This is a genomic window from Paraburkholderia sp. GAS334 (assembly GCF_050436625.1).
Lineage (GTDB): Bacteria > Pseudomonadota > Gammaproteobacteria > Burkholderiales > Burkholderiaceae > Paraburkholderia.
Map to the genome: position 1 here is coordinate 156301 of NZ_JBNDMO010000011.1, position 13444 is coordinate 169744.

The following is a 13444-nucleotide window of genomic DNA, read 5'->3' on the forward strand; positions in this document are numbered from 1 at the left end:
GCGGCTTTGTTCGACGGTTTTCTTCAATCGAGCAAGTCGTGCCTGAGGCGGGCTTACCCGATGCTGTTGGTCTTGCGATATCGCGCGTTCAGGAGTGTTCGCGCGTTTCGGGTTGCGCAATGCGCCCGGACCATGCCTTCGTTGCGCTCGCGTAGAACGCTTCTAGCGATGTGCTCGACGTCGCGCCTGATTCGCCCAGCCCCAGATGTTCCGCTGCCGCGTATAGCGCAACCAGTGGACTGTCCGCGTCCAGTGCGGTCGCGCCGGTCTGCTTGCTCAGCTTCTCGCCGGTTTCATTCGTGACGACCGGGACGTGCAGATACGAGGGCGTCGACACGCCCAGACATTGCTGCAGGTAAATCTGCCGCGCGGTCGAATCGAGCAGGTCCGCGCCGCGAACCACGTGGGTGATGCCCGCGTCCGCATCGTCGACGACCACCGCCAGCTGGTAAGCCCACTGGCCGTCCGCCCGCTTCAACACAAAATCGCCGACCTCAGTCGCCAGATTCTGGGTCTGCAGACCTTGCCAGCGATCGTCAAAGCTAACGACGGCTGCGTTGCCGTCCGGCACCCGCAGCCGCCATGCACGAGCGGGCTTGCCGTGCAGGCCGTCGCGGCATGTGCCGGGATAGGCGAGCGTCGTGTGTCGCGCGTGCTCGTGAAGCAATGAATCCGCGATTTCCTTGCGGGTGCAGCCGCACGGGTAGATGAAGCCATCACGCTCGAGTTGCTCGAACGCCTGCTGGTAGCGTTCGGCACGCTGGCTCTGCCAGACAGGTGGTTCATCGGCGTGCATGCCGAAGCGCGCGAGGGCCGCGAGGATGTTTTCCGCGGCGCCGGGCACCGTGCGTGGTGCGTCGACGTCTTCAATCCGTATGAGCCACGCGCCACCATGGGCGCGAGCGTCCAGCCAGCTGGCGAGCGCGCTCACGAGCGAGCCGAAGTGCAGCGGGCCAGTAGGCGAGGGCGCGAAGCGCCCGCGGTAAGGCTTCGCGGCGGCGTGCGACGCGCCCGTGTCTGCCGTCAGGACGTTAGACGCCGCCATACCCGCAATCACGCAGCCCGCGCGCCATTCTTTTCCGGATGACATTCGGGGCAGGTTTTGCCCGGCGTGTACAGCGGCGACTTCTGCGCCTCCGGGCTGACTACCGCGCGGCAACCGAAACACTGCGCCGTTGCCGTCGGTTCGAGTTGCGGATTGAGTGCAGTACGGTAATCAAACACGAAGCACTCACCGTGGTAGTGCGCGCCACCGACTTCCTCGAAGTACTTCAGGATGCCACCTTCGAGCTGGTAGACGTTCTCGATCCCGACTTCCTTCATGTGGATCGCTGCCTTCTCACAACGAATTCCACCCGTACAGAACGACACGACCGTCTTGCCTTCGAGATCCGCACGATTCTGTTCGATGACCTCCGGAAATTCACTGAACTTCGCGATGCGGTAATCGAGCGCGTTGTCGAACGTGCCCACGTCCACTTCGAACGCGTTGCGCGTATCCAGCATCACAACCGGGCGCCCAGCGTCGTCATGGCCACGGTCGAGCCAGGCTTTCAACGTAGGGGCATCGACGAACGGCGCCCGGCCCAGTTCAGGACGGATGGCCGGCTTTTTCATCGTGATGATTTCGCGCTTCAGCTTGACGAGCATGCGGCGGAACGGCTGCTTTTCCGACACGCTTTCCTTGAACTGCAGACCGGCGAACTTGCCTTCGAACAGCGGATCGTGGCGAATGTAGCCGATGAAATCGCGCGCGGCTTCCGGCGTGCCGGCGACAAACAGATTAATGCCCTCCGGCGCGAGCAGGATCGTGCCGCGCAGACCGAGCGCGTTGCATCGATCCGTGACGAGCGGCCGCCACGCGACGATGTCGTCGAGGGTCGCGAAATGATAGGCAGCGAGATTAACAATACTCATGATGGTCCAGCAGTAAAGGGTGGCCGACTGCGTTGAAGGCGCATTCGCGGCGAGATAACGAAAGATGCGGCGCGATTCGAAGCGATGGGGCCACGGCAGGAAGACTTGAACCTGTATTATCCCTCATCCCGCCATTTCGCCGGCAACCCGGCCGAACGGCTAATGATCGAAAGCAAGGTGCCGTACCGGCGTTGAGCGGTGTCGGGAACAACTGCGCGCCCAGCACGACCCGCTGCGACCCACGTCGCGGGGATTTGCCACATTCGCCCCTGGCCGAACGGCTAACGCGCCGGTTTTCGGCTCAAATGTTCGGGAGGGTGGAGTTACAATGTGGCCCATGTCAGATCCCCGCTTCGTTCATCTCCGCGTCCACTCCGAATTCTCGATTGCCGATGGCATCGTGCGCCTTGACGACGTCGTCAAGGCCGCTGCCAAAGACGGTCAGGGCGCGCTCGCGCTCACCGACCTCGGCAACGCGTTCGGTCTCGTCCGTTTCTACAAGGAAGCCCGCGGCAAAGGGGTCAAACCCATCGCCGGCTGCGACGTCTGGATCACGAATCCAGACGATCGCGACAAGCCTTCGCGACTCCTGCTGCTGGTCAAGAACCGGCGCGGCTATCTGAACCTGTGCGAGCTGCTTTCCAGAGCGTCGTTGACGAACCAGTATCGAGGTCGCGCCGAGGTCGAGGTCAGCTGGCTCGAAACGGGTCTCGGCGAAGGTCTGCTGGCGCTCTCGGGCGCGCAGCAGGGCGATATCGGCCTGGCGCTCGCCGCGGGCAACGAGGAGGCGGCAAAGCGCAATGCGCAACGCTGGGCGAAGCTGTTTCCGGATGGCTTCTATATCGAGTTGCAGCGCTGCGGCCAGCCGGGCGGCGAGGCATACGTGCAGCAGGCCGTGGCCATCGCGGCCGCCCTGAAACTGCCGGTGGTCGCCACGCACCCGATGCAGTTCATGACGCCGGACGACTTCACCGCGCACGAGGCGCGTGTCTGTATTTCGGAAGGCGACATGCTCGCCAATCCGCGTCGTCAGAAACGCTTCACGACCGACCAGTATTTCCACACGCAGGACGAGATGGCCGCGCTGTTCGCGGACATTCCATCGGCGCTCGCGAATACGGTCGAGATCGCGAAACGCTGCAACCTCACGCTCGAACTCGGCAAGCCGAAGCTGCCGTTATTCCCGACGCCCGACGGCATGTCGCTCGACGACTATCTGATCCAGCTGTCGAAGGAAGGCCTCGAGAAGCGGCTTGAGCAACTGTATCCCAACATCGTCGAGCGCGAAGCGCAGCGCGAAACATACTTCCAGCGCCTCGAATTCGAATGCGGCACGATCATCAAGATGGGCTTTCCAGGCTACTTCCTGATCGTTGCAGACTTCATCAACTGGGCGAAGAACAACGGCGTGCCGGTTGGCCCAGGCCGGGGCTCAGGCGCGGGCTCGCTCGTCGCGTACGCGCTCGGCGTGACCGACCTCGACCCGCTGCGCTACAACCTGTTGTTCGAACGTTTCCTGAATCCGGAGCGGGTGTCGATGCCCGACTTCGATATCGACTTCTGTCAGGAAGGGCGCGACCGCGTTATCCAGTACGTGAAGCAGAAGTACGGCGCAGACGCCGTCTCGCAGATCGCGACCTTCGGTACGATGGCGGCGAAGGCGGCGGTGCGGGATATCGGCCGTGTGCTCGATCTGGGCTACATGTTCACGGATGGCATCGCGAAGCTGATTCCGTTCAAGCCAGGCAAGCACGTCACGATTGCCGACGCGATGAAGGAAGAGCCGCTCCTGCAGGAGCGCTTCGACAACGAAGACGAAGTACACCAGTTGCTCGAACTCGCGCAACGGGTGGAGGGCCTTACGCGTAACGTCGGCATGCACGCGGGCGGCGTGCTGATCGCGCCCGGCAAGCTGACCGATTTCTGCCCGCTGTACACGCAGGGCGACGACAGTGGCGTCGTGAGCCAGTACGACAAGGACGACGTCGAAGCCGTCGGCCTCGTGAAGTTCGACTTTCTGGGTCTCACCACGCTGACGATCCTCGACTGGGCCGAGCGCTACATCCGCCGGCTCGATCCGTCGAAGCAGGACTGGTCGCTCGCGCAGGTACCGCTCGACGACCCCGCGTCCTTCTCGATCCTGAAGAAAGCGAATACGGTCGCTGTGTTCCAGCTGGAAAGCCGCGGCATGCAGGGCATGCTGAAGGACGCGCAGCCTGACCGGTTCGAGGACATCATTGCGCTCGTGGCGCTGTATCGTCCGGGCCCGATGGATCTGATCCCGAGCTTCTGCGCCCGTAAGCACGGCCGCGAAGTTGTGGAGTATCCGGATCCGCGTGTCGAACCTGTTCTGAAAGAGACCTACGGCATCATGGTCTACCAGGAGCAGGTGATGCAGATGGCGCAGATCATCGGTGGCTACTCGCTGGGTGGCGCTGACTTGCTGCGTCGCGCGATGGGCAAGAAGAAGGCCGAGGAAATGGCCGAGCACCGCGCGCTGTTCCGCGAGGGCGCGGCGAAGAATGGCCTGACCGGCGAAAAGGCCGACGAAATCTTCGACTTGATGGAGAAGTTCGCGGGCTACGGCTTCAACAAGTCGCACGCGGCCGCATACGCGCTGCTCGCGTACTACACGGCGTGGCTGAAAGCGCACCATCCGGCCGAATTCATGGCAGCGAATATGTCGCTTGCCATGGACGACACCGACAAGGTCAAGATCCTGTTCGAAGACTGCATTTCGAACGGCATGAAGGTGCTGCCGCCGGACATCAACCAGTCGGCATATCGCTTCGAGCCGGTCGCGGAAGCGGATGGCAAGCGCTCGAACACGATCCGCTATGGCCTTGGCGCGATCAAGGGTAGTGGCCAGAACGCGATCGAAGAAATCCTTCGTGCGCGTGAAGACGGTCCATTCATCGACATCTTCGATTTCTGTAACCGGATCGACCGTCGCGTGGTGAACCGTCGTACGGTCGAAGCATTGATCCGCGCGGGCGCGTTCGATCTGCTGCATGACAACCGCGCCCAGTTGATCGCGTCGGTATCGCTCGCGATGGAGGCCGCCGATCAGGCAAGCGCCAACGCGATGCAGGCGGGTCTCTTCGACATGGGCGACGAACCGTCGCAAGGGCATGAGCTTGTCGACGAACCCGCGTGGGCGGAAAAGAAGAAGCTGCAGGAAGAGAAGGCCGCGCTTGGCTTCTACCTGTCCGGCCATCTGTTCGATGCGTACAAGGGCGAAGTGCGCCGGTTTGTGCGCCAGAAGATCGGCGAACTGAAGGAAGGGCGCGACAAGCTGGTCGCCGGCGTCATCGCATCGCTGCGCACGCAGATGACCCAGCGCGGCAAGATGCTGATCGCGTTGCTCGACGACGGCACGGGCCAGTGCGAAGTCACGGTATTCAACGAGACATTCGAGGCGCACAAGCAGCTCTTCAAGGAAGACGAACTGCTGGTGGTGCAGGGCCAGGCACGTAACGATGCATTCACGGGCGGCATCCGCTTCACCGTCGATACCGTGATGGATCTCGAGCGTGCACGCAGCCGCTATGCGCAGGCCGTGAAAGTCGAGATGAACGGGAATGCGGATGCGATTGCGCTGCGTCGCGTGCTGGAAGCCCATTGCGCGGGGCCGGAGGAAGCGGCGAAGGCCGCACCGGCTCCGGTCGCCGCACGTGGCGGCGGTGGGCGCGGCGGCAATGGCGGCGGCGGTGGCTATGGTGGTGGCGACCGGCAGCGGGCGCCCGTTCACATTCCCAACGGACTCGCAGTGCAGGTCGTCTATCGCAGCGAGCATGCGGAAGGCGAGGTGCGTCTGGGCGACGCGTGGCGCGTCAAGCCGACCGACGAACTGATCGCGGCGTTGCGCGGCGAGTTCGCGGGCAGTTCGATTGAGATTGTTTATTGATGCCTACGAGCACGTCGCGCCTCGCGCGCCATGCCCATGGGCAGGATATCCCTGAAGCCGCGCTGGGCAAAATCGGGCTGTCATGCAACGCGTTCCGTCATAGCGGTGGACTGGAACGCTACGCGATGGATCTGGTGCGCGGACTCGACGCCAGTGGCGTCGAACCCGCTGTGTTTGCGCGCCGTTTCGACCGCTCACTGCCGGAAATCAAGCTCGTCGAACCGCACCCGATTGCCGTGAACTGGCTTCCGGGAAAACTCCGCGATCACTACTTTTCGTGGAAGCTGCGCCGGGCAAAACGGGCTGCGAATGTCGATGTGCTGATCGGCTGCAATCGCGTGGACTCGTCGGAGATTGCGATCTGCGGCGGCACGCATCGCGGATATTTACGTGCATCCGGGCGTGAGGCAAAGGCTTCGGACCGCCTGCAGATTACGCTCGAGCAGCGGCAGTACGATCAGGCGCAGTTTGTCGTCGCGCACTCAGGACTTATGCGCGATGAGTTGATCGAACTCTACGGTGTGGCTGAAGAGAAAATCCGTTTGCTGTATCCACCGGTGGATGCGCAACGTTTTACGCCGGTCGATCAGGTGACTCGTGCAAACCTGCGTCGGCAGTCTGGATTCGCTGATAACGAGGTGGTGTTGCTGTTTCCGTCCAGTAGCCACGAGCGCAAAGGGCTACCGTTGATTGAAGCCGCTTTGCGCGACACTGCACTACCCGTTGTGGTTGCCGTGGCGGGACGCGCCCCGGAGCGCACCTCGTCGCGCATCCGCTTTATCGGCTATGCGAAGAATATCGAGGACTGGTATCGCGCGGCCGACTATTCGATCCTCGCATCGAACTATGAGCCCTTCGGTTTCGTTGGTGTCGAATCGGTGTTGTGCGGAACGCCCGTCATCCTTTCGTCGAATGTGGCGTGCTGTGAAGTGTTGTCGGGCAACGCGAGTATTGTGTTCGCGCCGGGCGATCTCGACGGATTAAGGCGGGCGCTTGCGGAAGCCGTCGAAACAGCCGCGGACAGGCGTCGCACGCCGCCCGGCCAGAATTCGATCGGCTATGATCCTGGCGTCGCGCCTCACGTCGATGCGCTGCTGGATCTGGTCGCGCAGGTTCGGTCACGGTCGCTTTGAGGTATCGCGGAATTCAGGCGCCGTCGCGTTTGCGACTCATCGCGTCCAGTTTCAGAAACCGGTAATAGACAGTCTCCGCGTTAAACATGGCGATCATGAACCCTGTGCGACCATCCAGAAAGCCGCGTCGCAGCAGGTAGGTCCGCATGAAGGCCCACGCGCCCCGGGCAAGTGCCCTGGAGAAGCTGGAACGCTGGCCCGCCGCGTGGCGTTGTCTGGCGCCTGCGTCCGAATAGGCGTCGAGCTTTCGCAGAACGGCGCCGAAATCCTCGTACGAGTAATGGAGCAGCTTTCCCTCCAGCCGTGCAGCCGACGCGTTAAATACCAGCCGTTCATGCACCAGATCGTTGGAGAAACGCGCTGCGTCACGCCTGAAGAGCCGGGGTATCCAGTCCGGATACCAGCCGCTGTGGTGGACCCAGCGCCCGCAGAAGCTGGACAGCCGGTCAATGGCGTAGACGTCGGCGGAGGGCGCGCGGATCGCCGCGAGGATGGAAGCCTGGAGTTCCGGCGACACGATCTCATCGGCGTCGATCGACAGAATCCAGTCGGTCGAAAGCGCAGCCACCGCCCGATTTTTTTGTGGCCCGAACCCTGGCCAGTCGGCCGCGACGATCACACGTGCGCCATGGGCGCGGGCGATCGTCGCCGTATCGTCCGTGCTACCGCTGTCCACGATGACGATGTCATCGGCGAATGACAGCGCTTCGAGGCACTGCGCGAGTCGTCCTGCTGCATTGCGCGTGATCAGGGCAACGCCAAGGGTGGTTTCCGCCATGGAGTCGGTATCTGGAGGCCAGGTGAGATAAAGGAGTGTTCGCGAGTATAGCGGGCGTCGTGAGCGACCCCACTCGCGCCGCGGCCACGCCTCTACGCGACTAGCGACGCAAGTGCCATTTCACGAAGAAAAACGGTTTGTACAGCGACGGACAGGTCGCGTACATGAAAACACGCAACCGGAATCCGATCGACACGTCATGGCTGCGCAGCATCAGCGCCAACCGCGTGTTCAGTGAGGCTGCGCCAAATGCGCCGTTCACATACTGTTCACGTGCCGACTTGCGTGCGAGCAGCGCGCGCATTTTCTCACCTACGCCTGCAAGCTCCGCATCGTGGATCAATTGTCGCGTTTCACCGAGCCCGTTGCGGTTTGCGAGCCTGAAGCGGGCAACGTATTCTTCGGGGGACTTCCACTTCCGCTTGCGCGACAGGCCACCGCGGCGATATTTGACGAGCGGTTTGCGCAGTGTGAGCGCACCACCCGACACAATCGCGCGAAAAGTCATGATCTGGTCTTCGCCGTAGATACCCGCTTCCATGTAGCCGAATGTGTCGAACAGACGGCGCGCCCATGTATGCGCTGCGCCGACAACATGGGGGCGGTTGTTCGCCCAGTCGTCGAACGTTTTGTAAGGGCCCAGGTCAGTGACCTCGATCACGTCATGGACCTGTCCATTGGCGTCCAGGTCACAGAGGTCGGTAGCAATCAGATCAGGTTTGCGGTCATGGGCCAACCACATGCCGACGACTTCCTCGCATCGTCCAGGCAGCGAGATGTCGTCGCCGGCCGCGACGAACAGCAGTTCGCCGGTGCTTTGTCCGGCCAGCAGGCTCAAGTGCGCGCTGATGCCGAGGTTCGACGGATTTCGCCTCAGGTGCACGGTGTGCGGGCCCGCATAGCCCTCGACAGTGCGCTCGGCAACCTCGAAAGTGCGGTCTGTCGACGCGTCGTCGGAGATGATGATTTCGAGCGGGGCGTACGTCTGGCTCAGCGCGCCTTCAATCGCCGCGGCCACCGTGTCTTCCTGGTTATACGCGATCAGCAGCAGGCTGGCACGAGGGGGAACAGGTCCATCAGGTACGACTTTGACCATTGTGAAAATCTGAAAACTTGACGTTCGCGCAGCATAGCATCTCCACCTCGACACCCGGCGCAAACGCGGGAACCCCGGGGCGGGAGGCTATAATGCACCGACCTTTCTCAATAAAGACCTGTTTTTCTATGGCCCCTTCGTTGCGCTATGACAGCTAGCAGAATTAATACCGTCGTCGTCGCTGTGCTGCTGTTTCTCGCGCCCGCAACAATACTGACTTTTCGGGGTGGTGCCGGATACTGCTTTGTCCTTCTCATGCTCATTGGCATCGGTAAGCTCGTCGCGGCGCGAGGCAACCGGGAATACACGGCGCCTCTGCGACAGTACCCGTTCTACGTCTGGAGTATGGTGGCCTTCGCGATCGCGCTTCCGTTGCAGCAGATCGTTGAGCATTACTATTTTCCCCAGCAGTTCGATGCGATGTCGCGTTTCATATTGAGCCTGCCCATCTTCCTTTTACTGTGCACCGTGTCGACCAGCAGTCTGGCCATGGTGGGCTGGGGATGCGCGGCAGGCGCGCTGGGCGTGGGCGGATGGGCACTCATCAGTGGAATGGATGCAAGCTGGAGCGACCTGCATCGGCTGGGCAACTCTTTTACCAATCCCATTCCCTTCGGCAACACGGCGCTCCTGCTCGGTTTTCTGTCAGTGCTTTCGATTCGCTGGGACATGTCATATCGACGGATAGCGATCGTCGTCAAGGCGGTCGCGCTCATCGCGGGATGCTACGCGTCGTATCTGTCGGGCACGCGGGGCGGCTGGCTGGCCTTGCCGTTGCTGGTCTGGCTGACGGCTGCGAATTTCGGCTGGACACGGCGCCGCATGCGGCTGCTCGCAATCTTCAGCGTGCTCGTTGTGTGCGCTGCCGGCCTGCTGTCGACGCAGGTGGTGCGCCAGCGATTGACTGACACATCATCCGATTTTGCCAAGCTCGAGCAGGGCGACGCCGATTCATCGATTGGGCAACGTCTGCAATTGTGGCGCGCGTCGACGGAGCTTTTCGAGAAGAATCCAATATTCGGCGTCGGGAAGGGGCATCTCAAGCGCTCGTTGAAGTCGCTTGCCGACGCCGGACAGGCGTCGCAGGTCATCGTCAACGATCGTGCCCACAGCGAGTTCTTTTCCACGATTGCGGAACTGGGCGTCGTCGGCGTCGTTTGCCTTCTCCTCGTGTATTTTGGGCCGATGTTGTATTTTCTCAGGAACTGCAAGTCGACGGACAGCACGGTGTCGACCGCCGCTTATTGCGGCCTTGCGATCACGGGCTCGGTCATCATCTTTGGATTCAGCATCGACGTTTTTTCGTTGGTGATGAATGTGTCGCTGGTTGCGTTGCTCTGGGCGACCATGATGGCAATCATCTATCGCGGCACGTGCGTTGAGCGGTCACAGGCGCCGCAGTCGGCGGAGATCGTCGCTGGACGGTGATGGCGTGAACAGCACCGGTGAGGTGACGATCAGACCCCGCTCGCGGGCTCACGGGTAACAGAAGGGAAATTCTTGGAAACGCAGAACACACTACGAAAGACGGTAGGCGGCGCGGAGCGTACCTCGTCGAAAGCGGTCATGACACGCCTCTGGCCGTTCATCAAGCCGCTCATCTGGGTCGTGGTGCTGGCGGTCGTCTCAATGGGCGTGGTTGCCGCGACGGAGGCCGGTATTCCGGCCCTGCTGAAGCCGCTGCTCGACCATGGTTTCGGCGCGCATGGCAGCGACATTGCGAAGTGGTTTGTCCCGGTTGCCGTCATTGGTCTCGCGCTGGTGCGCGGCCTTGCGCAATACGCGTCGGGCTATCTGCTTGCATACGTGTCGAACCGCATCCTCCTGCAACTGCGGCTGGAAATGTTCCAGCGCATGATTCATACGAGCGCGTCGTTCTTCCAGCGCGAGACTGCAAGCACGGTGATCAATGCCATCGTGTTCGAGGTCAACCAGATCCTCAACGTCCTGATGGGCGTGATGGTCACGCTGGTTCGCGACTCGCTGACGGTCATCTTCCTGCTGGGTTATCTGTTTTATCTGAACTGGCGCCTCACGTTGATCGTGGCCGTGATCCTGCCTGGCATCGGCTGGCTCGTCAGCAAGATCAACCGCCGGTTGCGGCAGCTTAACCGCGAGCATCAGACACTGACCAATGAGCTCTCGTACATCGTCGAGGAAACCGTCGGCGGCTATAAGGTCGTCAAGGTTCATAACGGCGAGTCGTACGAAATAGATCGCTTCACGGCCATGAGCAAGCGCCTGAGGGGCTACGCGATGCGTATGTCTATTTCGGGGGGGCTCGCCCAGCCACTCACGCAATTTCTCGCGTCTATCGCGCTGGCGATCGTCATCACCATTGCCGTGGTCCAGTCGGCGAGCGACCAGACCACGGTCGGCGGTTTCGTCGCATTCGTCACCTCGATGCTGCTGGTCATTTCGCCGCTAAAGCACCTGATTGACGTCAATCAGCCGTTGCAGCGCGGCATGACCGCCGCCGAGCTGATTTTCGGCCTGATCGATGAACCGGAAGAACCGCAGGGCGGCGATCGCAGGCTGCACGATGCGCGCGGCGAAATCGAATTCCGCGATGTGTCATTCACTTACGGCGAGGTCGACCGCTCCACGCTGGACAGGATTTCGTTCCGGGTCTCGCCGGGCGAAATGGTCGCGCTGGCAGGGCCATCCGGTAGCGGCAAGACGACGCTGGTGAACCTCCTGCCACGCTTTTTCGATCCGACTGGCGGCGCCATTCTGGTCGACGGCGTCCCGATCCCGGAATATGACCTTCATGATCTGCGTAGCCAGATGGCGATGGTCAGCCAGGACGTCGTGCTGTTCAACGATACGATCGCGGCCAACGTGGCATACGGTCACGAGCCGGATCGCGCGCGCGTCGAAGCAGCACTGCGCGCCGCGAATCTGATGGACGCGGTCGCGGCGATGCCCGCCGGGGTCGATACGCTTGTGGGTGGGAACGGGATGCGGTTGTCGGGCGGCCAGCGGCAGCGTCTTGCGATTGCGCGCGCGATCTACAAGGACGCACCAATTCTGATTCTCGACGAAGCGACCTCAGCGCTCGATTCTGAATCGGAACGTCACGTCCAGTCCGCGCTCGAGACCTTGATGAAGGGGCGGACGACGCTTGTCATTGCCCACCGCCTGTCGACAATCGAACGTGCGGACCGGATTCTTGTGCTGGAAGCCGGACAGATCGCGGAACAGGGTAGTCACGAAGAACTGCTCACCAAGGGTGGCCTCTACGCGCATCTGCACCGGATCCAGTATCAGCAGCAGACGACGGCCTGACTCGCAGTCGCGAAACCTTCCGTTCACACCCCCCCGGTCACCAGCGGCAACACCGTCAGATCCGGATGCGTACCATCGACGATACTGCGCCCAACATGAAACGCTTCATATAGCGCATCGTCGCAGGTGGCGAAAGTTTCTTCGCCATCGGCGTGGAAGGGTACGGAATGACCCGGAATCGCCGGATCGGCGCCCGGATGGCAGACGTAGCCGATATATGTGTAAGGCCCGGCCTGGCGGCGCGGCTCGCTTTCCTGAGCGTCCTTCGGAACCGGCGCCGCGTGAATCTCGAAGCCCTCGTACTCGACAATCTGCCAGGGTGCGTGTTCGTCGGACATATTTACCTCCATTGGGGCTGCATCGAGCGGCGCGTCGCCAGGTTTTCCGTGGGGCTTCCCGACTGGGACTTTCCTTGCCCGGCCAACCCCGCCCGGCCGGGACATCAATGCCGATGACGCATGCGATCCCACAGCCGGTGACCGTCGAACCGGTTCCGCTCCCGGTGCTGTTCGTGAAGTGCCCGATGGTCGCGCCGGTAACGCGACGCGACGAGCAACACGGCGACGACGACCGCCGCCAGTCCCACTACGATGCTGACCATCGATTCAGCCATGGCAGCCTCCGTCCTGATCAACGTCATGCAAGAATTCTAGGTGATCCGCAGGCAAACGCGTGACGCTCGACCGGCCCCGCGCCGCGAACTACGGCTTGATCACGCCAAGTTGCTTCTGCAGCGTCAGGTTGTCCTCCAGATGCCCGTTTTCGACAATCCGGCCATCTTTCACGCGATACAGATCGAACGCCTGGAAATCGCCGGTCTGGCCCTCATCGTAAGAACGCGTTGTTAAAGACGACGAGCGCATTCTCTACCGATCAGTCGTGTTTGATAATCGGGCCATCGATTGAAGGATTATTCAGAATAAATTGAATATTATCCATCCGGCCGTTCGGACAACCGGCAGGACTGCAACCCCAGCGACAGCGACTTTCTAGCTGTGGCTGACGAGTTCGTGCGGTATCGCTGTGTGATCAGGCGCCGGCGTGGCCGTGCTTCCTGGAATGCCATTGCTGACAAACTCGTCCAGTTGCAGCAGCAGACTGTCGATCAGGCAGAGTTGGGCTTTGGAAAGATGTTCGGCGTCGAGTAGCCGGTGGAGGCGCTTTCGCCAGTAGGCCGGCGGCAGGATGGGCCCGCCGAGATCCCCGTGCAACGATGGCCGCATCACGCGCGTGATGTGCGCGATGTCCTGGTCGATCAAGGTCATCATGTGTTGCCCCCCATGACGCTTCGTTTATGTTGGTCGGTGACCTGTTTTGCTTTTACG

General features: G+C 61.6%; 11 protein-coding genes and 1 pseudogene. 4 read left to right on the forward strand and 8 right to left on the reverse strand.

Translation table 11 applies throughout. The annotated features are described in order from the left end of the window. Window positions 1–88: 88 nt before the first annotated feature. Together gluQRS and P3T21_RS21345 are read right to left on the reverse strand one after the other, a co-directional pair. On the reverse strand, window positions 89–1045 hold the full coding sequence (gene gluQRS, locus P3T21_RS21340) for a tRNA glutamyl-Q(34) synthetase GluQRS (protein ID WP_429258032.1): 957 nt from the start codon (window positions 1043–1045) through the stop codon (window positions 89–91). Between the two features lie 8 nt (window positions 1046–1053). Then, a complete protein-coding gene (locus tag P3T21_RS21345) occupies window positions 1054–1917 on the reverse strand; it encodes a sulfurtransferase (RefSeq protein WP_429257936.1) in 864 nt (287 codons plus the stop codon). A 328-nt stretch (window positions 1918–2245) separates the two neighbouring features. Here P3T21_RS21345 and dnaE point away from each other — a divergent pair, with 328 nt between their 5' ends. Together dnaE and P3T21_RS21355 are read left to right on the forward strand one after the other, a co-directional pair. Further along, complete coding sequence (gene dnaE, locus P3T21_RS21350) at window positions 2246–5824, forward strand: DNA polymerase III subunit alpha (protein ID WP_429257937.1); 3579 nt, start codon at window positions 2246–2248, stop codon at window positions 5822–5824. Window positions 5825–5886: 62 nt separating this feature from the next. Next, complete coding sequence (locus P3T21_RS21355; protein ID WP_429258033.1) at window positions 5887–6957, forward strand: glycosyltransferase family 4 protein; 1071 nt, start codon at window positions 5887–5889, stop codon at window positions 6955–6957. A gap of 13 nt (window positions 6958–6970) precedes the next feature. On the opposite strand, the gene P3T21_RS21360 is transcribed toward P3T21_RS21355, so the two are convergent. Continuing rightward, the gene (locus P3T21_RS21360; RefSeq protein ID WP_429257938.1) at window positions 6971–7735 is read right to left on the reverse strand and encodes a glycosyltransferase family 2 protein; all 765 of its coding nucleotides are present in this window, start codon (window positions 7733–7735) and stop codon (window positions 6971–6973) included. A gap of 100 nt (window positions 7736–7835) precedes the next feature. Then, window positions 7836–8831 (reverse strand): glycosyltransferase family 2 protein, encoded by a 996-nt coding sequence (locus P3T21_RS21365; protein ID WP_429257939.1) that lies wholly within the window; start codon window positions 8829–8831, stop codon window positions 7836–7838. Window positions 8832–9086: 255 nt separating this feature from the next. Here P3T21_RS21365 and P3T21_RS21370 point away from each other — a divergent pair, with 255 nt between their 5' ends. Together P3T21_RS21370 and msbA are read left to right on the forward strand one after the other, a co-directional pair. After that, on the forward strand, window positions 9087–10259 hold the full coding sequence (locus P3T21_RS21370; RefSeq protein WP_429257940.1) for an O-antigen ligase family protein: 1173 nt from the start codon (window positions 9087–9089) through the stop codon (window positions 10257–10259). A 72-nt stretch (window positions 10260–10331) separates the two neighbouring features. Continuing rightward, window positions 10332–12119 (forward strand): lipid A export permease/ATP-binding protein MsbA, encoded by a 1788-nt coding sequence (msbA, locus tag P3T21_RS21375; protein ID WP_429257941.1) that lies wholly within the window; start codon window positions 10332–10334, stop codon window positions 12117–12119. Window positions 12120–12142: 23 nt separating this feature from the next. Here msbA and P3T21_RS21380 read toward each other — a convergent pair whose 3' ends face one another. The 4 genes and pseudogenes from P3T21_RS21380 to P3T21_RS21395 form a co-directional block, all read right to left on the reverse strand. Next, a complete protein-coding gene (locus P3T21_RS21380) occupies window positions 12143–12457 on the reverse strand; it encodes a hypothetical protein (protein ID WP_429257942.1) in 315 nt (104 codons plus the stop codon). 104 nt (window positions 12458–12561) lie between these two features. Beyond that, window positions 12562–12732 (reverse strand): hypothetical protein, encoded by a 171-nt coding sequence (locus P3T21_RS21385; protein WP_429257943.1) that lies wholly within the window; start codon window positions 12730–12732, stop codon window positions 12562–12564. Between the two features lie 88 nt (window positions 12733–12820). Continuing rightward, window positions 12821–12946, reverse strand: a pseudogene (locus P3T21_RS21390) (ester cyclase); the annotation flags it as partial. A gap of 162 nt (window positions 12947–13108) precedes the next feature. Then, window positions 13109–13387: a hypothetical protein gene (locus P3T21_RS21395; RefSeq protein WP_429257944.1), complete on the reverse strand. Its 279-nt coding sequence runs from the start codon at window positions 13385–13387 to the stop codon at window positions 13109–13111. Window positions 13388–13444: the final 57 nt, after the last annotated feature.

Coding starts and splice junctions, on each gene's coding strand:
- P3T21_RS21360 (WP_429257938.1), bottom strand. CDS start 7,735: ATGGCGGAAACCACCCTTGGCGTTGCCCTGATCACGCGCAATGCAGCA.
- P3T21_RS21385 (WP_429257943.1), bottom strand. CDS start 12,732: ATGGCTGAATCGATGGTCAGCATCGTAGTGGGACTGGCGGCGGTCGTC.
- dnaE (WP_429257937.1), top strand. CDS start 2,246: ATGTGGCCCATGTCAGATCCCCGCTTCGTTCATCTCCGCGTCCACTCC.
- gluQRS (WP_429258032.1), bottom strand. CDS start 1,045: ATGGCGGCGTCTAACGTCCTGACGGCAGACACGGGCGCGTCGCACGCC.
- P3T21_RS21345 (WP_429257936.1), bottom strand. CDS start 1,917: ATGAGTATTGTTAATCTCGCTGCCTATCATTTCGCGACCCTCGACGAC.
- P3T21_RS21380 (WP_429257942.1), bottom strand. CDS start 12,457: ATGTCCGACGAACACGCACCCTGGCAGATTGTCGAGTACGAGGGCTTC.
- P3T21_RS21370 (WP_429257940.1), top strand. CDS start 9,087: ATGCTCATTGGCATCGGTAAGCTCGTCGCGGCGCGAGGCAACCGGGAA.
- P3T21_RS21395 (WP_429257944.1), bottom strand. CDS start 13,387: ATGATGACCTTGATCGACCAGGACATCGCGCACATCACGCGCGTGATG.
- P3T21_RS21365 (WP_429257939.1), bottom strand. CDS start 8,831: ATGGTCAAAGTCGTACCTGATGGACCTGTTCCCCCTCGTGCCAGCCTG.